Origin of the sequence: Chryseobacterium sp. 22458, assembly GCF_052044975.1 — a bacterium.
Lineage (GTDB): Bacteria > Bacteroidota > Bacteroidia > Flavobacteriales > Weeksellaceae > Chryseobacterium.
Window position 1 is genome coordinate 564,541 of sequence record NZ_JBQEOA010000001.1, and the last position, 21,238, is coordinate 585,778.

Sequence of the window (21,238 nt, forward strand, 5' to 3'; positions counted from 1 at the left end):
TATAATTGATTTAGTTTCTAAAAATTAGATTCCGTCAATGATTTCATTTAAAACTGTACTTGGTCTCATCGCTTCATACGTTTTATAAGTATCAGTTTTGTAGTAACCGTCAATATTCTGAGGTTTACCCTGAGCACCAATTAATTCAGCATTGATTACCTCTTCATTTTCCTTCATTGCCTGTGCAACCGGAGCAAACTGAGCTGCCAATTCAGTATCAGCAGTCTGGTTAGCTAACGCCTCAGCCCAGTACATGGCAAGGTAGAAGTGAGAACCTCTGTTATCAATCTGACCTACTTTTCTGGCAGGAGACTTATCTGTAGCTAAGAATTTTGCATTTGCCTCATCTAATGCATCAGCCAGAACCTGAGATTTTGTATTCCCCTGAGTCTGTGCCAAATGCTCTAAAGAAGCCTGAAGTGCTAAGAATTCACCTAAAGAATCCCATCTTAAATATCCTTCTTCTAAGAACTGCTCAACGTGTTTCGGTGCAGAACCTCCGGCACCTGTTTCGAATAGACCTCCTCCGTTCATCAATGGAACAATAGAAAGCATTTTTGCAGAAGTACCAAGCTCAAGAATCGGGAAAAGGTCAGTAAGATAATCTCTCAATACGTTTCCTGAAACTGAGATTGTATCTTTTCCTTCTCTTGCTCTTTTTAAAGTTTCAGTCATAGCATCTTTTACATCAAGAATTCTGATGTCAAGACCTGCAGTATCGTGATCAGCCAGATATTTTTCTACTTTTTTGATGATTTCTCTGTCATGAGCTCTTCCTTTGTCTAACCAGAAGATCGCAGGAGTATCAGATAACCTTGATCTGTTTACTGCCAATTTTACCCAGTCCTGGATAGGTGCATCTTTAGTCTGACACATTCTGAAGATATCATCTTTCTCTACTTTCTGAGAAAGAAGAACGTTTCCGGCTTCATCCTGAACTTCTACAGTTCCGTCAGCAGCTAATTGGAAAGTTTTGTCGTGAGAACCATATTCTTCAGCTTTCTGAGCCATTAATCCAACGTTTGGAACAGATCCCATTGTAGTAGGGTCAAGCTTTCCGTGCGCTTTCATATCGTCAATGACAGACTGGTAGAAACCTGCGTAAGAACGGTCAGGAATGATACAAACAGTATCTTCTTCGTTCCCGTCTTTGTTCCACATTTTACCTCCACCTCTTACAAGAGCAGCCATAGATGCGTCAACGATGATGTCAGAAGGTACGTGGAAGTTAGTAATTCCTTTATCAGAATTTACCATTGCCACTCTAGGTCCTTCAGCAAGTGCTTTTTCAATATCAGCTTTAATGTCAGCTTCCTGAGCATTTCCTTTGATTTTGTCGAAAAGATCTGCAAGACCATTATTTGGATTAATATCTAAAGACTTGAAAGTCTCAGCATATTTTGTAAATACTTCTTTGAAAAAAGTCTCAACGATAGCCCCGAAAATAATTGGGTCAGAGATTTTCATCATCGTTGCTTTAAGGTGAGCAGAAAGAAGTACGTTTCTTTTCTTAGCTTCCTCGATAGCTTCCTGAACGAACGCTCTTAATGCATTTAAGTTCATTACGGAAGAATCAATTACCTCACCAGCCTGAAGACCAGCGAAATCTTTTAATACAGATTCAGAACCATCGTTTCCTTTGAATACGATTCTGTATTTTGTAGCATTTTCTAATGTTGTAGAAGTTTCTGTTCCGTAGAAATCACCATTATTCATGTGAGCTACGTCAGTTTTGCTGTCAGAAGCCCAGTCACCCATTCTGTGAGGGTTTGCCTTAGCATAGTTTTTAACGGCTTTCGGAGCACGTCTGTCAGAGTTTCCTTCTCTTAATACAGGGTTTACAGCACTTCCTAATACTTTAGCATATTTTGCTTTGATTGCTTTTTCTTCATCATTCTTAGGCTCTGCAGGGTAATTGGGAACTGCAAAACCTTTCCCTTGTAATTCAGCAATAGCTGCATCCAATTGAGGAACAGAAGCCGAAATATTAGGTAATTTAATGATATTAGCATCTGGTTGAGTTGCCAATTCTCCCAATTCAGCTAAAGCATCACCAATTTTCTGGTCATCCTTTAAAAATTCCGGGAAGTTAGCCAAAATTCTTCCTGCCAAAGAAATATCCGGTACTGCGATCTCAATATCTGCTGATTTGGTGAAAGCTTTTACAATCGGTAAAAACGAGTGTGTAGCCAGCATTGGAGCTTCATCAGTAAGTGTGTAATAGATTTTTGATTTTTCTGACATTATACTGTTATTTATTATTTGAAATTAAAGTCCCACAAATTTAGTTAAAATTTAAATTTTGGGGTTCATAGAATCAGAGATTTTTCACTTTAAGAATTATTTAACCTTTATTTGAGATGAAAAGCTTTTTGTTTTGATTAAATTTGAAAAACTAAAAAATAAAATTATGTCTACGACTATCACTTTAAAAGGAAATGAAGTACATACCATAGGAACATTACCGTCAGTAGGAAGCACCGTTAAAGATTTTGCTCTGGTAGATTCAGGATTAAATGTGAAAACACTTGAAACTTTTGAAGGAAAAAAGAAAGTATTCAATATTTTTCCAAGTATTGATACGCCCACTTGTGCCGCTTCTTCCAGAAAATTCAATGAAGAGGCTTCAAAACTTGATAACACAGTAATTATCAATGTTTCAAAAGACCTTCCGTTCGCATTAGGAAGATTCTGTGCTGCTGAAGGATTGAATAATGTAGAAACCCTTTCAGATTTCAGAAGCAGCTTTGGAGACGATTATGAAGTGACAATCGCAGATTCACCTTTAAAAGGTTTATTGAGCCGTGCCGTGATCGTTACAGACGAAAACAATAAAGTAGTATATACTGAGCAGGTTCCTGAAATTGCCAACGAACCTAATTACGATGCAGCTCTTGCCGCATTGAATCAATAATAGAAATAATTTTTGTAAAAAAGCCTTGTGAAATTAATTTTTACAAGGCTTTTTTTGAAAGGAGTACAATCAAATAATCCACAAATGATGTCAGAAAATTATAAAAGATATGGCGACCTTTTCCAGGTAGATGCAGCACATTTTGAAGAATTTTATGCATTGCTTAAAGATACCCGTCTTTTAAAATCCGATTTCTTCCTGAAAGAAGGAGAAAAATGCAAATACCTTGGTTTTATCAGGAAAGGAACGCTCAGGTGTTTTTACATCAATGATCAGGGACGTGAAATCAATTTCGGTTTTTATTTCGAAAATGAATTCTTTACCGATTATGAAAGCATACTCTGCGATACCGTATCCAATATGAACATCCAGGCTTTGGAAAACTGTGAAATTTTATTGTTGAGTAAAGATGACCTTCAGGGGTTATATAAAAAAGAAGCTTACTGGCAGCAATTCGGGCGGGTGATGAGCGAGAAGATCTATCTGGATGCCAAAAAAAGAATAGACGATCTTCTGTGCTATTCTCCTGAAAACAGATATTTAAACCTTTTAAAAAAACAGCCGGCACTTTTTCAAAAAATAGCCCAGAAACACATTGCTAGTTATCTGGGAGTAACGGAGCAGTCCCTTAGCCGTATCAGAAGCCGTATTGTTTGAAATCAGTAATTGAGGTCTTATGGAGACTACAAGGTATAGAATGGACAATACTTCCAGCTTCATTCTTCCAGCCACCTTAATCTTATTTTCTTCAGACTGATCCGGGTTAATTAACTTAAGTTAACGCCTGTTGAAATTTTAGCACGTAGCTTTGTTATCAGGAAATTAAAAAAAATCATCATGGAACAAAAAGATCTGACCATTATTTTGGTACACGGAGCCTGGGGAGATGGCTCTCATTGGCAATACGTTATCCCTTCACTGGTAAAAGAGGGATATAGGGTAAGAAGTGTACAGAATCCATTAACTTCATTACAGGATGATATCGATAAGACAAAAGATCTTATTGATGCCCAGGATGGAAAAGTCCTTTTGGTGGGCCACTCCTATGGAGGTGCCGTTATTTCGGGGGCAGGAAATCATGATAAAGTAGCCGGACTGGTGTATATCGCTGCTTTTGCACCTGATGCAGGAGACAGTCTAGGATCTCTTTTAGGAAGAAGGGAATCTCCGGGTGGAGCAAGTATTTATCCGGACAGCAAAGGATTCCTGTGGATCAAATATGACGAATTTAAATCTGCTTTTTGTCAGGATCTTGATGATGAAAAGGCTTTGGTAATGGCATTGTCGCAGAAACCTATTCATGGGCAGTGTTTTGGAGATGCAGCAGGAGAACCGGCATGGAAGACAAAACCAAGCTGGTATCAGATATCGGAGAAAGACCGTATGATTCCGGCAGAAACCGAAAAAGAAATGGCAGAACGTCTTCAGCCTAAGAAAATAATTTCATTGGATGCAGGACACGCTTCGTTAGCATCACATCCTGAAGAAGTTACCAGGCTGATTTTAGAAGCTGCTTCTTCACTATAAAATTAAAAAATAATTACAGCCAACCTGTAGAGCCTTGGAAATTTTACGTAATTTCACAAGGCTTTTTTTATGCAGTTTTAAAATGGTTAAAAGAATTGTAGCCAATATCAAAACAGAAGACCTTTCAAAGGCAGATCATTTTTATCATGATATCTTAGGACTTGATATTCTGATGGATCATGGCTGGATCAAAACGTTCGGAAATGATGAAGAAACAAAAGTCCAGATCAGTTTTGCCGTACAGGGCGGAAATAATACCGAAGTACCAGATCTTTCCATTGAAGTAGATCATGTAGAGAGTATTTATGATCAGATGAAAGCAGCCGGCTTTGAAATATCCTATGATCTTACCGATGAAGAGTGGGGTGTCCGGCGTTTTTTTGTGAAAGACCCTTTCGGAAAACTCATTAATATACTTTCTCACCTATAAATTTCCTCACTATGAAAGCAGAACGCATAATTCCTGTTCTTAGAATCTTCGACTATCAGAAAACAAAAGAATTCTACGTAGACTGGCTGGGGTTTGAGATCGTCTGGGAGCATTATTTTGATGAAAACACCCCAGTTTATATGGAAGTAAAAAAGGAAAATATTATCTTTCATTTAAGTGAGCATCATGGTGACGGCTCTCCGGGAGCCAGAGTGGCAATATGGGGTGAAGGTGTTCCTGCTTATCATAAAGAACTCATTGATAAAAAATACAAATACAACCGGCCCGGACTTGAAAAAACATTCTATGGTGCGGTTTCTTTTACAGTAATTGATCCTTCCGGAAATAGAATTACGTTCGAGGAAGAATTTGATGAAGAAAAACATAAAGATTTAGAATTTTTCTCTATTCACTGATCCTGAAATGGTGATTCAGATCATGACTATTTCAGAATATTAAAACTACCTTTGTTCTTTAAATTTAAATATGAAACGTTCAGGAACAGCAGATTTACCCTTACACTATGGCAAAGTACCGCCATGGCTGTATGAGCGGATGTCTGTTCTCGGGCTTTCTATTATAGAAGTTATCCTGATGGATTATGGTAAAGATGAGGTGCTTCGCCGTCTGGCTGATCCGTTCTGGTTTCAGAGCTTTGGAGCAGTGATGGGAATGGACTGGCATTCTTCAGGAATTACCACCTCTGTGATGGGAGCTTTAAAGCGTTCCATCAATCCCAATTCACAATCTCTGGGACTTTACATCTGTGGCGGAAAAGGAAAATTTTCCAGGGAAACTCCTTCAGAGCTGATCCGTATTGCAGATCAGACAGGTCTGAACGGAACAGAGCTGGTAAGAGCCAGTAAGCTTTCGGCAAAAGTGGATAATACCGCCATTCAGGATGGCTACCAGCTGTACCTGCACAATTTCATTCTTTCAGATAACGGAAACTGGAGTGTTATTCAGCAGGGAATGCACGAATCCGATGGTACGGCAAGACGCTATCATTGGCATTCTGAACATATAAAATCATTTATTGAAGAACCTCATACGGGAATTAACGGTGTCTCAAGAGGAAAGATCCTGAATCTTACCGATGCTGATGCCTCAGAGAACCGACAGGGGATTTTGGATATTTCGCACACAGATTCGGCAGAAGTTATGAAAGACTTTTCCAGACTGATCCTGCCTGCGCATCATGATGTGCGGGCTTCTGATGTAGATCTGAAGCGCCTGGGCGCACTTTTGTATGTGACCCGTGAGCAGCAGCCTCAGAATTTTGAAGACCTGCTGATGTTGGAAGGAGTAGGCCCCAGAACCATGCAGTCATTGGCTTTGGTGAGTGAAGTTATTCACGGAGCTCCGTCAAGATTTGCTGATCCGGCCCGATTTTCTTTTGCCCATGGAGGTAAAGACGGACATCCTTTCCCGGTGCCAACCTACACTTATGATGAAAGCATCAGTATTCTCAGAAAAGGAATAGAAAAATCAAAACTCGGCAACTCCGATAAACTGAACTCGTTGAATAAGCTTCATCAGATTATTACTAAAGCAGAAAAAGATTTTACCCCGGATTTTGATGTTCAGGAAGTAATTGAAGAAGAAAGACAGAATTCATGGCGCTTTGGTGGAAAGACTGTGTTTGGTGATGCTCAGAAACCAAGCCCTCCTAAGCCTATTCAATTGTCTTTATTTTAATGAAGATCAGTTAACCCATTCAAAAATCTTAATTACCGTTACAGAATGACAGGTACCCACATAACGATTCCCTCTACCGGCAGGAGGAGATCTACGATTTGACGGAGTGGTATTTTGCGGTAATTAAAACAGCTGTTTAATTATTTGAATTCAATAAGTTGTCATAAATTCAGTGAACTATGTAGTATGAAATCACTTTTTGATTATTTTGTTTAATAATTATTATTGTTAATTCAATTAAAAATTTTACTTTTAATCACTTAAAAAAAATTGACCTGATGACCCATAAGTCTTTGGAAATATGCTATGATTTTCCTTTTTTTATGAAAGAAGAGCTTGATGAAATATTTAAGGCTCATGAGAAAACATCTTTTCAAAAAGGTGATTTTATTCTGGAAGAAGGGAAAACAGCCAATGAATATTATATTCTGGACAGTGGGCTGGCCCGCTCATTCGTTAATGATTTTAACGGAAATGAAGTGACCACACACTTTTTTGTAGAGAATGAAGTCATTATTGAGGTTTTATCAATGTTTCAACGAGTGCCGTCTCAGGAAAATATTGTCTGCATTACAGACTGTGAATGCTGGAAGCTGGATTACGATACTTTCCAGGACTTGTTTCATAAAATCCCGAATCTCAGGGAATGGGGAAGAGCATGGATGTCTAAAGAACTTTTTGATTATAAACAAAGATCTGTAGAAATGTTTACCCTTTCAGCCACCAGAAGATACCTGAACCTGTTGGAACAGAAATCAAAAGTCATACAGTTTGCCCCTTTAAAACAAATCGCTTCCTATCTTGGAGTAACAGACACTTCTCTAAGCCGTATCCGTAAAGAATTGGTTTCTCATCCCAGAAAAAATTAAATCTTGTCTTATGGCAAGTAGACTTTCATCAGACCTTGGTAATTTTGGATTAAAGATTAACACTAAAATTACAAAAAAATGAAAGTCAATCAGATTTACGTCAATTTACCCATAAAAGACGTACAGAAAACCAGAGACTTCTGGACAAAGCTGGGTTTTTCAATCAATGAGCAGTTTTCAGACGAGAAGGCTATCTGTGTAGTGATGAAAGAAGATCATATCTACACCATGTTTCTGAAAGAAGAATTTTTTCAAACCTTTACCAACAGACCTTTTGCGAAAGGAGATACCACACAGGTGCTTCTTGCCATTGGGGTAGACAACCGGGAAGATGTAGACTGGATCGTAAATACAGCTATTGAAAACGGAGGTTCGAAGTACAGTGAACCTATGGATCACGGATGGATGTATCAGAGTGCTTTTGCCGATATAGACGGACATCAGTGGGAAGTGATGCATGCGGATATGTCGAAATTGCCAACGGAATAAATCGATCAATATGGAAATACAGTCAAACGAGATCGCATTGGTGAAGCATCAGATAGGTATTACTTACAAAGTGATTTCAATCAATACGGAAGGCATTACTCATGAAGAATCAATGATTTTTCCTGATGGAGAGGCCAATTGCATGAATTGGGTTTTAGGACATTTAATTTATGTCAGAAATGGCTTTCTGAATATGCTGGGTGAACAGGCTGTATGGGACGGAGAATCATTTTCAGGGTATAACCGAGGAGCGATTCCTCTGGAGCGAAAAGATGAATTGGTAGATTTCGAAGATCTTAAATCTTATTTAAAACGATCTCAGGACCAGTTGGAAGCTAAACTCAATACACTTGAACGTTTCAGTACGGATCAGATTAGCGATATTGCTACCCTTTGCTTTCATGAAAATTACCACAGCGGGCAGTTAGGGTATATCAGAAGATTGCTGGGAAAATCAGGTGGAATAAAATAAATGAACAGAAGACTTCTTAAGGTCAGAAATTGTAAAAGTCTTTAAATACTATACTGTAAAGTCAGATTCCATTACCGTCTTTTATTGCAGCTATTAATGTGTTTGGGATGAGAATCCAGATATGCAGTACTCAATTTATCGCAGATAAAAATCTTTGCAATTTAAAAGCTTAGTTTGCCAATTATTTGCGCATTTGCGTTATCCGATCTTTTATTTCTAATATAAAAAAACAAAATAATGGACACACCAAAATCAAAAAAAATAGAACTCGTTATTCCGGCCTACAGAATGCATAGCCAAAGCTTTCTCAATGTTCTGGACGGAATTTCTGAAGAAGATGCATTGAAAAGAATTGAAAATAAAACGAACCATATTGTATGGATGGCAGGAAACTTTATCAACATGCGTTATGGCCTGGGAGCAGTACTGGGACTGCCGGTTCAGGATCCGTATAATGATTTGTTTTTTCAGGGAAAAGCATTGGATGAAAGTTTTAAATATCCAACATTGGCTGAATTGAAAGAAAATTTTCATACAATTTCAGCAAAAGTATATCAAAAACTTCACGAAGTAACAGATGAAGAACTGGATGAGATTTTCGAAATAGGAATGAATATTCCTTTTATTAAAGAAACAAAACTCAATTTTATCGGGATGTGTATCGGCCGTGAAGATTATCTCTGCGGTCAGATAGGTCTGATGCGCAGAATCCTGGATTATCCGGGAATGAAATATGATGTGGACGAAAACCTGAAATATTAAGTGATGGATCCTGTAGAAAAAGGCTATAAAAAAGTCAATGGAATTCAGATGTATTATGAGATCTACGGATCAGGAAAACCATTGGTGCTGATTCATGGCGGTGGTTCTTCCTTTTTGTATGATTTTAAAGAAGTCATCGAAAGACTTCAGGATCAGTTTCAGCTCATAGGAGTAGATCTGCAGAATCATGGCCGGAGTGACCATCGTGATATTCCTGAGACCTTTGAACAGGATGCTGACGATGTTGCTGCACTTTTAGCCGAACTGGCCATTGATAAAGCGTCATTCTTGGGGTTCAGCAACGGAGGAAGCACTGTGATGCAGATAGGATACCGGCATCCGGGAATTGTAGAAAAACTCGTTGTTGCCTCAGCATTTTATAAGCGGGAAGGAATGATAGACGGTTTTTTCGAGAGCATGATGGATGCCACATTTGAATCTATGCCGGAACCATTCAAAATTAATTTTCTGAACCTTAATCCGGACTTTTCAAAACTGGAAAATCTCTTTGATAAAGACTGTAAAAGAATGCAGACTTTTGAAGATTGGGAGGATAAGGTGCTAACCTCTATACAATCACCTGTATTGTTCATCAGTGGTGATCAGGATGTGATGAAGCCGGAGCATACCGTAGCAATGTGGAGGCTTGTAAAAGATGCAAAACTAATGATCCTTCCGGCAACCCACGGGATCTATATGATGCCTGACTTTGATGGAAGCATCAACAAAAACTTAATTGATTTTACAGTCAGTGAAGTCGGAAGCTTTTTGAACGATTAAAATTCATTATCAATAAATACTGGTGTCATTCGTGAAATCATTGCGATCACTTGTATTTAATAAAGACAAACAATAACTTTTAAATTAAAAATCATGGCTAAGTTAAATCCGTATTTAAATTTTGATGGAACAGCTGAAGAAGCGTTCAATTTTTACAAATCTGTTTTTGGAGGAGAATTCGCAGGAGAGGTTCATAAAATGGGAAATGCCCCTGGTACAGAAAATCTTTCAGATGAAGAAAAAAACAGAGTCATGCACATTGCATTGCCCATTGGTGGAGACCTTTTGATGGCATCAGACATTGTTCCCGGATTTGGGCAGACCCTTACAGTAGGGAATAATAACTATGTTTCTATTTTTCCGGATTCCAGAGAAGAAGCAGACAGGCTTTTTAAAGGCCTTTCAGAAGGAGGAAACATAGAAATGCCCATTGAAGACCAGTTTTGGGGAGACTATTTCGGTAGCTTCCAGGATAAATTTGGTGTTCATTGGATGGTGAACTATAATGACGAATACGCAAAATAATCTTATCTTTAACTCAATTATCAGAGAGGTGCCCGCTATGGGCAGCTCTTTTGTTCCACTATTAAAAAACAGAACTATGGACCCAATTACAATAGACATTACAATTTTAGCACCCGTAGACAAGGTCTGGAATTATTTTAACGAACCGAAACACATTACAAAATGGAACTTTGCCCATGAAAGCTGGCATTGTCCAAGTTCTGAAAATGACCTGAGAGTAGGAGGTAAATTCAAAAACAGAATGGAAGCTAAAGATAAAAGCTTTGCATTTGATTTTGAAGGTGTATACGATGAAGTTGTTCCCCATGAGATGATAAAATATCATATGGAAGACGGAAGAAAAGTAGAGGTGATTTTTGATAAAATAGACAACAATACAACTAAAGTTACCGAGATTTTTGATCCGGAGAAACAAAATTCTGTGGAAATGCAGCGGGAAGGCTGGTATGCTATTCTCAATAATTTCCATAAGTATGTTGAGAATCATTAAAAATATTTTTTGTAGCCATGATCAATCTAGTTATCATGTCAAAGAGTTTGAATTCCATTTATGCTGTGAGCTACGATCCTGAAGATGATTTTCTTCTGGGAGTCATTGCAATACCTGCAAGACGAGCCTTGAAAAAGGAAAAAATAGATTCTTTGGAAAAGCTGTCAGACTATTCTGAAAAGGAAATTCTACAGCTGCATGGTTTCGGAAAAAATACAATGATGAAGCTGAAAGATCACATGAAGGAGCATCAGATGTGTTTTAAAGAAACATAAAAATTATAAGCATAAAGTTGTTGCTGTGTCATTGCGAAATAGAAAATGTAAATCTACAGACGTAAAGACATCAGATTTCTTTTGCTTTACATTTTAACACATTTATTTATTGATATAAAATAATTGCAGCAGTTCTTATCACGCCAGATACAAATCAAAGATTTTGCGAACGGAATTCAGAAGCGAAATGAAGGATTTCAATACTATAAATGATGTAAAACTTTTAAGATTGGCCTACAAATAAAAACATACAAACTAAACTTAACATTTATGAATAACGATATTTTTCCATGTCTCTGGTATGACGGAGATGCCAAACAATCTGCAGAATTTTACTGTAAAGTATTTGAAGGCGAGATTACAGCAGACACTCCTGTAGTGATGAATATTGATCTTTTCGGACAAAGGCTGATGCTTTTGAACGGTGGTCCGCAGTTTAAAAAGAACCCTTCAGTTTCTTTTATGGTAATCTGTGAAACGGAAGATGAGGTTCAGAAATATTGGGATCAGCTACTTGAAGGCGGAATAGCTTTGATGGAGCTCGGATCTTATTCCTGGAGTAAAAAATACGGCTGGGTACAGGATAAGTACGGAGTGACGTGGCAGCTGTTTCTTGGAGAAAAAGCCGGTGAACAGAAAATAGTTCCTACTCTGATGTTTATCCACCAGAATAACGGGAAAGCTAAAGAAGCCATGGAGCTTTATACAAAGACATTTCCAGATTCAAATATTGGAAATATACTCACCTATGGAGCCGGAGGTGAAGGTCATGATATTCAGGAACCGGCAGAAAATGTACAGCATGCTCACTTTGTAATTAACAACTACAGTCTGTTCTGTATGGATAATTCTTATGATCACCAATTTGATTTTAATGAAGGTATTTCAATGGTTGTCATGACAGATGACCAGCAGGAGACTGATAATTACTGGAATGCACTTACAGCAGATGGAGGAAGAGAAAGTATGTGCGGCTGGCTGAAAGATAAATATGGCTTTAGCTGGCAGATTGTTCCTAAAAGGTTGATTCAGCTGATGAATGATTCTGATCAGGAAAAAGCATATAAAGTAGTTCAGGCGATGATGAAAATGCAGAAAATTATTATTCAGGATTTAGAAGACGCTTATAACTCTTAAAGTCATTTCGGCGTATTGTTTGATGTGATTTAGAGAAAAGATTTGCATATGAAAACACAGAACAAATCAGATTCTAAGTCAAAAGTCCCTAAAGAAGGTATATTTCCGGAAATTATCCGGGACGATTATCAGGGAAGCCGGAAACTGTCAGGCAAAAAAGCGGTCATTTCCGGGGGAGACAGTGGTATAGGTCAGGCTGTAGCCGTTCACTTTGCAAGAGAAGGTGCAGATGTTGCCATCATCTACAAAGAAAGTGATGATGATGCCAAAGAAACCAAAAGACTGGTAGAAAAGGAAGGGCAGGAATGTCTTTTGATCAAAGGAAATCTTACCCGGAAAGCTTTCAGAACCAAATGTGCCGACAAGATTAAAACAGAATGGAAAAATCTGGATATTCTTGTTAATAATGCCGGGATTCATACTTCAAAAAATAGTCTTGAAAAAATCTCTGATGAACAGATTCAGGAAACTTTTGATACGAATATCATTTCGATGATATCTTTCACCAGAAATTTTCTTCCGATGATTGGTAAAGGGGGGAGAATTATATGTACAACATCCGTTACAGCCTACCGTGGCAGTGATCATCTGATTGATTATGCTGCTACAAAAGGAGCTATTCTATCCTTCATCCGTTCATTGGCTGATAATCTGGCAGAAAAAGAAATTCTGGTCAATGGTGTTGCCCCCGGTCCCATATGGACGCCTCTTGTAAAAGAAGCCTTTGATGACCTTGCAACTTTCGGGAAAGATACCCCGTTGAAGCGTGCCGGGCAGCCTTCGGAAGTGGCACCGGCTTATGTATTTCTTGCTTCCAAAGATGCCAGCTACATTACAGGGGAAATCATTCACATCAACGGAGGTGACTTTGTCGGCGGATAGAAGAAAGTTAGAAATAACCTCACAATAACCTCACATTCTCAATCCCTCTCGACTCAGTCACTTATTATTCACCACTTAATAACTTAAAAAAATATATGGAACAATTATCATATGAAATAGAGATCAATGCGGAACCTGAAAAAGTATGGAGCGTACTCTGGGGAGATATCACATACAGACAGTGGACCACGGCTTTTACAGAAGGTTCTTTTTATGAAGGAACGCTGGAGGAACACAGTATCATTAAATTTCTTGATCCCAAAAACAACGGAATGTACAGCAGAGTAGAGAAAATGATTCCCAATGAGGAAATCACATTTCTACATCTTGGAGAAATTTATGAAGGCATCGAAGTTCCTCAGGATTGGGGAGAATCTACAGAAGCTTACTTTCTTGAGGAAAATGAAGAAGGAACATTGCTGAAAACAAAAATTAAGACCCCTGCAGAATTTAAAGCTTTCTTTGAAGAAAAATTTCCCAAAGCCCTATCCATCATCAAGCATTTGTCAGAAAATCAGCTTTAAGCACCGGAAGAATAATATAAAACCAAATCAACCACTAAAATTTATAATATGGAAACCTTATCTTATGAAACAATAATAGATGCTCCCCGGCAAAAAGTCTGGGACATCCTCTGGAACCCAGAAACCTATAGTGAATGGACCCAGTTTTTCGGAGCAGGCTCAACCATGAAATCCGACTGGAAGGTAGGAGGAAAAACTTATTTTCTCAATAACCAGGGAGAAGGAATGGTGTCTACCATAGATAGTTTGGACGAACCCAATCAGGTGGTCTTTAAACATTTAGGAATGGTAGATAAAGACGGGAACGAAGATACCCAGAGCAAAGAAGTCATGGAATGGAACGGCTCTTTTGAAAAATATTTTTTAATTGACTTTGATGGCAAAACAAAACTTCATGCTGAGGTTCAGGTCGATAAGCAATGGCAGGACCATATGAACACTGGCTTTACCAAAGGTTTACTGGTAGTGAAAAGTCTGGCGGAAGGGGTAAGCTTTGATTCCGTATAAATATGAAGCTGCTGATCATTCTTTTCGGAACATTCCTGCTGGCCTTACTGGGAACATTGATCTTTCAGGGAAACCTTGATTTTTTATTTGCGGGAAATCTGGGGATGGCCGTTTTTATCATTTTTACAGGTTTTTCTCATTTTAAATTCCAGAAAGGAATGGCGATGATGATTCCTGATTTTATTCCGGCTAAAATGTTTTGGGTATATTGTACGGGTTTTATAGAAATCGCTGCAGGAGTAGGTTTGATGATCCCCTCCATCCGGGAGCTTACAGCCGTCTTACTGATTGTTTTTTATATTCTTGTTTTTATTGCCAATATCAATTCTTCCAGAAAGAATATTAATATTTTCAAAGCAGATTATACCGGACCCGGAATGAATTACCTCTACTATCAGAGAATTCCCATGCAGATGATCTTAATCGTCTGGACCTGGTATTTCGGAATTTATTTACAGTAATAAAAAAGACAGCACATTCTGCTGTCTTTTTATTTTAGAATAAATAGAGGACGATGTAACATCTTAATGATATCAAATGTCTAATTATATAAGAGCGTTTGTTTTTATTGTTATAAAACTTAAATGTATCTGTAACTTTAACCTTAAAAAACAGAAGTTATGAATTTAAATCATAAAATTTTCGGTTCAGCTATTATTGTACTGTCTACCATGATGATCAATGCACAAAGTTCTACTGCCAAATTGCCCGGGGATCCAACTTTGCCATCATCCAGGGCCAATCTTGAAAAGCTTGTTTCTTACGACAAAGGAAACTTTAAATACAAAGTTGAAGATTATTTTGCAAGACCAAAAGCTTCAGCCTTTAAGATATCTCCTGACGGGAAATATCTTTCTTATAAAGAAAAAGACCAGGACAAAAAGAATCATGTTTACGTCAAAGATCTGAATTCCGGAAAAGTGACCAAAGCTATTGTGGAAAAAGATGATCTGATCAAAGGTTATGGCTGGCTGAACAAAAAACGACTTTTCTATACACAGGATAAGGGAGGAAATGAAAATATTCATTTGTACGCCTCTGATATAGATGGAGGAAATCAAAAGGATTTAACACCATTTGACGGAGTAAAAGTACAGGCGATTATTCCTATAAAAGATACTGATTTCGTTGTGGTAACGATGAATAAGAATAATAAACAGATCTTTGAACCTTTTAAAATCAATTTCGTTACAGGAGAAATGACTCAGCTGTATGAAAATAAAGATGTCAACAGCCCTATTGACGACTATCTTTTTGATAAAGATGGAAATCTGAGAGGTTACAGCGTTCTTGAAAACGGATTAACCACAAAAACCTATTATAAAGATCTGCAGACCGGAAAATTTAACCTGATTAAATCTGCAGACTGGTCTGACACCTTTGGAATCATTGAGTTTAATGAAAACTCCAAAAATAAAGACGAAGCTTATGTAGTGACCAATCTGGATAGTGATAAAGCGAGAATTGTGCTCTATGACCTAAAGAAAAATGCTGTGGTTAAAGAGATTTATTCCAATCCTGTATATGATGTCAGCTCAATAAGTACAGCCGGTAAAAACAGAAACTATGAACTTGACTATATCAGCTATGAGGGAGTAAAAGGAGAAACGGTTCCGGTAAGTAAATTTTATAAAGAAATAGATGACAAGTTAAAATCTCAATTTGGAGATAAGGAATTTGCGATTGTTTCCTCCGATGATAATAATGACAAACTTTTGGTTGTTGTAGGAAGTGATAAGCTATATGGAACCTATTACGAATACGACACAAAAACCAAACAGACAAAGCTTCTCTACAACCTGATGCCGCAGCTGAAGGAAGAAGATATGGCTGAGATGAGACCCATCGAATTCAAAAGCAGAGACGGATTGACCATTCATGGATATATCACACTGCCTAAAGCAGCATTGGAAGGGAAAAAAGTTCCTTTAATCGTTAACCCTCACGGTGGTCCTCAGGGAATCAGAGACAGATGGGGATTCAATCCGGAAGCACAGTTGTTTGCAAGCAGAGGTTATGCTACACTTCAGGTCAACTTCAGAATTTCCGGAGGGTATGGGAAATCATTCCAGAAAGCAGGTTATAAGCAGATTGGAAGAAAAGCGATGGATGATGTGGAAGACGGAGTGAAATATGCAATCGAACAAGGGTGGGCAGATAAAGATAAAGTAGCCATCTACGGAGGAAGCCATGGCGGATATGCTACTCTGATGGGGCTGATCAAAACTCCGGACCTGTATACCTGTGGAGTAGATTACGTAGGTGTTTCCAATATTTTTACCTTCTTTGCTTCCTTCCCGGAATACTGGAAGCCCTATAAAGAAATGGTAAAGCAGATCTGGTATGATCTTGACAACCCTGAAGAAGCTAAAATTGCTAAAGAGGTATCTCCGGTATTCCAGATTGATAAGATCAAGAAACCTTTATTTGTAGTGCAGGGAGCTAATGACCCAAGAGTAAATATCAACGAATCTGATCAGATCGTAAAGGCAATGCGTGCCAAAGGCTTTGAAGTTCCTTATCTGGTAAAATATGATGAAGGACACGGATTTGGAAAAGAACCGAACAGAATAGAACTCTACAAATCGATGCTGGGATTTTTTGCAGAAAATTTTAATAAATAAACTATTAATTAAACAATGTTTGGAGCGGAAGATTAAGGTCTTCCGTTTCTTTTTTTATGGTTAATGTCATTGCGAGCCAAGCAAAGCAATCTCAATATGATTATACTTTGATAATTGGAAAAATGCAAAGACGCTAAGTCTTTTAACAACAAGCTGTACATTTTAAGGCGAAGATTTTATCTCCGATAAAATTGAACACTGCATATTTTTAAATCCTCTAATCTGATTTTGCAAATGAAGCAGATGATCATGAAAAAAAATCTGCGCAATCTGCATGATCTGCGAGAAAAATAATAATAGATCGCTTGGTGAAAATCATATATTGAGCGAAGCCGAAATATTCTTGAGTCTTATCATTTTGCACAAGGATTAGAAAAACTTTGCGCCCTTGCGTTTCCAAGAAAAAACAATATTGTTTTATAATTTCATCAATCATCAATCATCAACTTAGCCCCGATAGCAGCGGTTACCCCGGAACATGAGTGGGAGAGCCGGAGCTTAAGAGTGTGGGAGAGTTGGGCGTGAGGAGTATGAGCGGATGGCGGGAAAAAGCTTCTGAAAAAATAACTGATGCGTAAGTTGCTGAAAATTTATGAGATAAAAACACTGATGAATAAAAGAAAAATTGAATTTCCAGAAAAATATTTTAAATTTATTAAAGTAAAAACAAAAGGAGAGCCGTCATAGCAATATGGAGGTTGTCGAAAAAATAACAATGCCACAGAAAGAGAAAGAAAGCATCATCTCGCAGACCGTTTCCAACTACGGAGGGAAGCTGATGTCCTATATTCGTCCGAAAGTGAAAAATACGGAGGATGCGGAAGATATTCTGCAGGAAGTGTGGTATCAGTTCAGTAGCCTTACGAATCTTTCTGAGATCGTAAACGTTGGAGGCTGGCTGTACAGGGTAACGGCAAATAAAATTACAGACCGTTACCGAAAAAAGAAAACAGAAAATCTTGAAGACTTTGTCTATGAAGATGAAGACGGCAGTTTTTCCATCAAAGATATTTTATTGATGGATGAAAGTGCAGGCCCTGAAGTGAAGATGTTTCAGGATGAGATCTGGAAAAAACTGTTTGAAGCGCTTGATGAACTTCCCGAAAAACAAAGGCTGGTCTACGTAGAAAATGAACTGAACGACAAAACCCTCCAGGAGATCGCCGATGAACAGGGAGAAAACATCAAAACCATCATCAGTAGAAAAAACTATGCTGTGAAGCACCTGAGAAACAGATTGAGAAAGTTATACGAAGATTTAAAAAGTTAGAAAAAGAAATTATGAATCATAAACACAAAAAAGGCTGGATTTTTTTATTACTGTGTCCGCCATTGATCCTTCTGGCCGTTACATGGATTGTAATGTCGCTCTGGAACTGTCTGCTTCCTGAAATTTTAGGGGTAAAATCCATTACATTCTGGCAGGCTATGGGAATACTGATCCTAAGCAAAATTCTTTTCGGCGGTTTCCATTTCGGCAAGGGAATGAGAGATTTTAAAGAAAGAAAAATGAGAGAGAAAATGGAAGGTCTATCCCCGGAGGAAAGAGAGAAATTCAAAGAGGTTTGGAGAAATAAATGCTCAGGTGGATTCTTTAACAGAAACAACGAATAATTTGAAATTTTTAAAGAAGTAGTAAAGTAAAATTTAAATTAATTCGTCTCTATAAAAAACAAGAAGTAGTAAAATTTAAAATTTTGAAAAAATGAAAAATTCAGCATTAAAAGGAGCTCTTGGAGCATTAGCCGTTGTAGGTGTAGCCTTAATCGCTAAAAAAGCAATACAAAGAAAAAGATTTATCAAAGGTATTTTTGATGAGTACGGAATTAAAGAAAAGTCACCTTTCGGACTGGCAGATAAGATCAGAGAAATGAATGACGAAGACTATCAGGAACTGAAAGGGAAATTCAAAAAAGAATTCCATTCAAGATGCTGCAAAAAGGATAATATGTGTGAAGCATAATCTATGCAGGACTAAATTGAAATTGTTTAATTCCGGCTCGGGAAGCAAAGCTTCCCGAGCCGGAATTTTTATTTAAAAACAACTCCTGGAAAAGTTTTTAATGCTACATTTGTGTCTTTGCAATTATAAAAATCAGGTTATGATGAGGTTCAGAAATGTTTTTATTGTAATACTTTCGTTTTTTTCGATCATATTGTTTGGGCAAAAACCACAACAAAAACAATACATTTTCTTTTTACATAATAAATTTCTGGAAGACCATTCTTTTGAGGAAAAGCATCCTAAATATGGAGTCGCAGAATATGAAACAATACTCAGCAAACTCAGAGATCAAAATACGGTTGTTATTTCTGAGAAAAGAAAAGCGGGGACAGATCCATCGGTGTATGCTGAGAAGGTAAAGAAACAGATTGATAGTCTCCTGAAAAAAGGAATTCCAGCTGGAAGAATAACAGTGGTAGGAACTTCTCAGGGAGGTTATATTGCACAATATGTGTCTTATTATGAAAAAAATCCACAATTGAAGTTTGTTTTCATCGGCGCTAGCTTCAAAGATGATTCTTTGGAAAAAGACAAAAACTTCAGGTTATACGGAAGAGTTCTTTCCATTACGGAGAAATCAGATGAAGGGCATGTGCGAATGTCTCAGGAACAGAGGTTGATCAGATCTGGGATTAAGGATTTTAAAGAAATAGAGTTAAATACAGGATTGAATCATGGTTTCCTTTTCAAAGCTCTCAATGATTGGATCACTCCCACTAAGGATTGGGCTTCCCGTAAATAAATACTGGTTGGGCTATTACCGTTTAGTTCTTATGATTGAAGTTACTACTCAATGATCTGCGAGATCTGCGAGAAATACTATTAATATGAAGTAGAGAGTCCTTGCTTGCCTGAAATGACAAACTCGCCTTTGAAATTTTATCGGAGATAAAATCTTTGCGCCTTAAAATATACAGCTTGCTGTGAAAAAACTTTGCGGCTTTGCGTTTTTCAACCAATGGATTACGAACTATATTGAGATTGCTTCACCTTCGGTTCGCAATGACTTTTTGATCCCTATTTCCAGCAAACTTTTGTTGTAAACATCAAACACAAAGAAAAATAAATCCTTATTTTTGTACTGCTCAATGAAAGATTACTACTATTTTCTCGGTATATCCCAGGATGCTTCAGAAGAAGACATCAAAAAAGCATATCGGAAGCTTTCTTTAAAATACCATCCTGATAAAAATGAAAACGATGACTTTTTTGCTGATCGTTTCCGTGAGATTCAGGAAGCATATGAGACCTTAAGTGATCGTGCACTTAGACGTACTTATGATCAGAATCTGGAAAATCATCAGAGAAGTTTCAGGTATAATATTCCACCTGCTATAAAAACATTTACAGCCAATAAAATTCACGCAAAAAAAGGAGAGGAGATTATCATCAGCTGGCAGACGAGTAATGCCGATGTGGTGAAAGTATTGCCTTTCGGATTGGAAAAGCCGTATGGAGAGAGGATCTTTAAAATCACAGAATTTAAAGACGGTAAATTCCAGCTTTTGCTTCATGCAACGAATTCTCTTTTGCATAAAACGGTAGTTCAGGGTATTACCATTACAGAGGTTTTTGAGAACGATTCTGAAAAATTCAAAAATTCGGTGGAAGAAATGTTTAAGCCACAGCCCAGAACAAGAATTAACAAATCAGGTCAGCCTAAGATTATGATGCTGATCTGGGGAATTATTATCCTGGCAATTGCGATCTATATGCTGATCAGAAATTTCAGCTAGTTTATGCCATTTTCTTTCTTCCCGGGCATTTTTTACATCTTTTCCCTTTTTTGAATTTTTTACAACAGGATTTCTTTTCACAGAACATTTCTTCGTTATTGAATTCATTATTGAATGCATAGACAGGAGCTAAAGGCGGAACCTTAAATGGGACAATCATATTCATGTTGCAAATATATTAATTTAGAATAAATATAATTAATAAATTTTCATAAAATTCTTTAAACCTGATGAATAGCAGTCAGGACTTGTTTTTAAAAGAATTAATTCAAGTAAAAATCAATAAAAATGACAACGGGTTTTATTCAATAAATCTTAAATTTTATTTTCCGGTTAAAATAAAAAAACTGTTTAAAAAATTATTTCAAGCAGGAGTCTGATCAAATTTTCTGAGAGGTTAAGTGATGTTTTATTGATGGTGAAATGATGTTATTTTTGATGATTGTTTATTGAATCATTATAAAATTTGTTTAAAATAAAATAAACTTCTCAGGAAGTCTGTTAAAAGATAATTTTATAAAACGGAGTCGGGAGTTTAGTGAATTATCGCCGGTTTCAGGCTCTTGTACAATCCTGTAAAAAATTGTAATTT

27 protein-coding genes are annotated in these 21,238 nt (G+C 37.4%); 25 read left to right on the forward strand and 2 right to left on the reverse strand.

Annotated features, from left to right (window positions below):
* Window positions 1-24: 24 nt before the first annotated feature.
* Window positions 25-2,244, reverse strand: a complete 2,220-nt coding sequence (locus ACTJJF_RS02400; protein ID WP_440698559.1) for an NADP-dependent isocitrate dehydrogenase — start codon at window positions 2,242-2,244, stop codon at window positions 25-27.
* 166 nt (window positions 2,245-2,410) lie between these two features.
* On the opposite strand from ACTJJF_RS02400, the gene tpx reads away from it, so the two are divergent.
* From tpx to ACTJJF_RS02525, 25 genes are all read left to right on the forward strand, one after another.
* A complete protein-coding gene (gene tpx / locus ACTJJF_RS02405; RefSeq protein ID WP_312300959.1) occupies window positions 2,411-2,914 on the forward strand; it encodes a thiol peroxidase in 504 nt (167 codons plus the stop codon).
* Window positions 2,915-2,998: 84 nt separating this feature from the next.
* Window positions 2,999-3,571: a Crp/Fnr family transcriptional regulator gene (locus ACTJJF_RS02410; protein WP_440698560.1), complete on the forward strand. Its 573-nt coding sequence runs from the start codon at window positions 2,999-3,001 to the stop codon at window positions 3,569-3,571.
* A gap of 180 nt (window positions 3,572-3,751) precedes the next feature.
* Window positions 3,752-4,441, forward strand: a complete 690-nt coding sequence (locus ACTJJF_RS02415) for an alpha/beta hydrolase (RefSeq protein ID WP_440698561.1) — start codon at window positions 3,752-3,754, stop codon at window positions 4,439-4,441.
* A gap of 82 nt (window positions 4,442-4,523) precedes the next feature.
* Window positions 4,524-4,871, forward strand: a complete 348-nt coding sequence (locus ACTJJF_RS02420; protein WP_312300952.1) for a VOC family protein — start codon at window positions 4,524-4,526, stop codon at window positions 4,869-4,871.
* A gap of 11 nt (window positions 4,872-4,882) precedes the next feature.
* Complete coding sequence (locus ACTJJF_RS02425) at window positions 4,883-5,287, forward strand: glyoxalase superfamily protein (RefSeq protein WP_440698562.1); 405 nt, start codon at window positions 4,883-4,885, stop codon at window positions 5,285-5,287.
* Window positions 5,288-5,357: 70 nt separating this feature from the next.
* Window positions 5,358-6,569: a DUF763 domain-containing protein gene (locus ACTJJF_RS02430; protein ID WP_312300947.1), complete on the forward strand. Its 1,212-nt coding sequence runs from the start codon at window positions 5,358-5,360 to the stop codon at window positions 6,567-6,569.
* Between the two features lie 278 nt (window positions 6,570-6,847).
* Window positions 6,848-7,438, forward strand: a complete 591-nt coding sequence (locus ACTJJF_RS02435) for a Crp/Fnr family transcriptional regulator (protein WP_312300944.1) — start codon at window positions 6,848-6,850, stop codon at window positions 7,436-7,438.
* Between the two features lie 78 nt (window positions 7,439-7,516).
* On the forward strand, window positions 7,517-7,927 hold the full coding sequence (locus ACTJJF_RS02440; RefSeq protein WP_312300941.1) for a VOC family protein: 411 nt from the start codon (window positions 7,517-7,519) through the stop codon (window positions 7,925-7,927).
* 10 nt (window positions 7,928-7,937) lie between these two features.
* A complete protein-coding gene (locus tag ACTJJF_RS02445; protein ID WP_440698563.1) occupies window positions 7,938-8,399 on the forward strand; it encodes a hypothetical protein in 462 nt (153 codons plus the stop codon).
* A gap of 237 nt (window positions 8,400-8,636) precedes the next feature.
* Window positions 8,637-9,161, forward strand: coding sequence for a DinB family protein (locus tag ACTJJF_RS02450; RefSeq protein ID WP_440698564.1), 525 nt, complete (start codon window positions 8,637-8,639; stop codon window positions 9,159-9,161).
* Between the two features lie 3 nt (window positions 9,162-9,164).
* Window positions 9,165-9,941, forward strand: coding sequence for an alpha/beta fold hydrolase (locus ACTJJF_RS02455; protein WP_440698565.1), 777 nt, complete (start codon window positions 9,165-9,167; stop codon window positions 9,939-9,941).
* A gap of 93 nt (window positions 9,942-10,034) precedes the next feature.
* Window positions 10,035-10,466: a VOC family protein gene (locus tag ACTJJF_RS02460; RefSeq protein WP_440698566.1), complete on the forward strand. Its 432-nt coding sequence runs from the start codon at window positions 10,035-10,037 to the stop codon at window positions 10,464-10,466.
* Between the two features lie 76 nt (window positions 10,467-10,542).
* The gene (locus ACTJJF_RS02465) at window positions 10,543-10,956 is read left to right on the forward strand and encodes an SRPBCC family protein (protein ID WP_440698567.1); all 414 of its coding nucleotides are present in this window, start codon (window positions 10,543-10,545) and stop codon (window positions 10,954-10,956) included.
* Between the two features lie 17 nt (window positions 10,957-10,973).
* A complete protein-coding gene (locus ACTJJF_RS02470) occupies window positions 10,974-11,231 on the forward strand; it encodes a hypothetical protein (protein WP_440698568.1) in 258 nt (85 codons plus the stop codon).
* Between the two features lie 270 nt (window positions 11,232-11,501).
* Complete coding sequence (locus ACTJJF_RS02475) at window positions 11,502-12,368, forward strand: VOC family protein (RefSeq protein WP_440698569.1); 867 nt, start codon at window positions 11,502-11,504, stop codon at window positions 12,366-12,368.
* A gap of 48 nt (window positions 12,369-12,416) precedes the next feature.
* Window positions 12,417-13,250: an SDR family oxidoreductase gene (locus tag ACTJJF_RS02480; RefSeq protein WP_440698570.1), complete on the forward strand. Its 834-nt coding sequence runs from the start codon at window positions 12,417-12,419 to the stop codon at window positions 13,248-13,250.
* 95 nt (window positions 13,251-13,345) lie between these two features.
* Window positions 13,346-13,774, forward strand: coding sequence for an SRPBCC domain-containing protein (locus ACTJJF_RS02485; protein WP_312300920.1), 429 nt, complete (start codon window positions 13,346-13,348; stop codon window positions 13,772-13,774).
* A gap of 48 nt (window positions 13,775-13,822) precedes the next feature.
* Window positions 13,823-14,281: an SRPBCC family protein gene (locus tag ACTJJF_RS02490; protein WP_440698571.1), complete on the forward strand. Its 459-nt coding sequence runs from the start codon at window positions 13,823-13,825 to the stop codon at window positions 14,279-14,281.
* A gap of 2 nt (window positions 14,282-14,283) precedes the next feature.
* On the forward strand, window positions 14,284-14,742 hold the full coding sequence (locus ACTJJF_RS02495) for a DoxX family protein (protein ID WP_312300914.1): 459 nt from the start codon (window positions 14,284-14,286) through the stop codon (window positions 14,740-14,742).
* Window positions 14,743-14,901: 159 nt separating this feature from the next.
* Entirely contained in the window at window positions 14,902-16,905 is a 2,004-nt protein-coding gene (locus ACTJJF_RS02500; RefSeq protein ID WP_440698572.1) for a prolyl oligopeptidase family serine peptidase, read from the forward strand.
* A 715-nt stretch (window positions 16,906-17,620) separates the two neighbouring features.
* Window positions 17,621-18,175 carry an RNA polymerase sigma factor gene (locus tag ACTJJF_RS02505; protein WP_228406519.1) on the forward strand — a complete coding sequence of 185 codons (555 nt, stop codon included), beginning with the start codon at window positions 17,621-17,623 and terminating at the stop codon, window positions 18,173-18,175.
* Window positions 18,176-18,186: 11 nt separating this feature from the next.
* The gene (locus tag ACTJJF_RS02510) at window positions 18,187-18,519 is read left to right on the forward strand and encodes a hypothetical protein (RefSeq protein WP_312300901.1); all 333 of its coding nucleotides are present in this window, start codon (window positions 18,187-18,189) and stop codon (window positions 18,517-18,519) included.
* Between the two features lie 91 nt (window positions 18,520-18,610).
* Window positions 18,611-18,868 carry a hypothetical protein gene (locus tag ACTJJF_RS02515; protein ID WP_440698573.1) on the forward strand — a complete coding sequence of 86 codons (258 nt, stop codon included), beginning with the start codon at window positions 18,611-18,613 and terminating at the stop codon, window positions 18,866-18,868.
* Window positions 18,869-19,007: 139 nt separating this feature from the next.
* Entirely contained in the window at window positions 19,008-19,652 is a 645-nt protein-coding gene (locus ACTJJF_RS02520) for an alpha/beta hydrolase (protein ID WP_440698574.1), read from the forward strand.
* A 346-nt stretch (window positions 19,653-19,998) separates the two neighbouring features.
* Window positions 19,999-20,646, forward strand: coding sequence for a J domain-containing protein (locus tag ACTJJF_RS02525; RefSeq protein ID WP_440698575.1), 648 nt, complete (start codon window positions 19,999-20,001; stop codon window positions 20,644-20,646).
* A 1-nt stretch (window position 20,647) separates the two neighbouring features.
* On the opposite strand, the gene ACTJJF_RS02530 is transcribed toward ACTJJF_RS02525, so the two are convergent.
* Window positions 20,648-20,812: a hypothetical protein gene (locus tag ACTJJF_RS02530; RefSeq protein ID WP_312300891.1), complete on the reverse strand. Its 165-nt coding sequence runs from the start codon at window positions 20,810-20,812 to the stop codon at window positions 20,648-20,650.
* Window positions 20,813-21,238 lie beyond the last annotated feature (426 nt).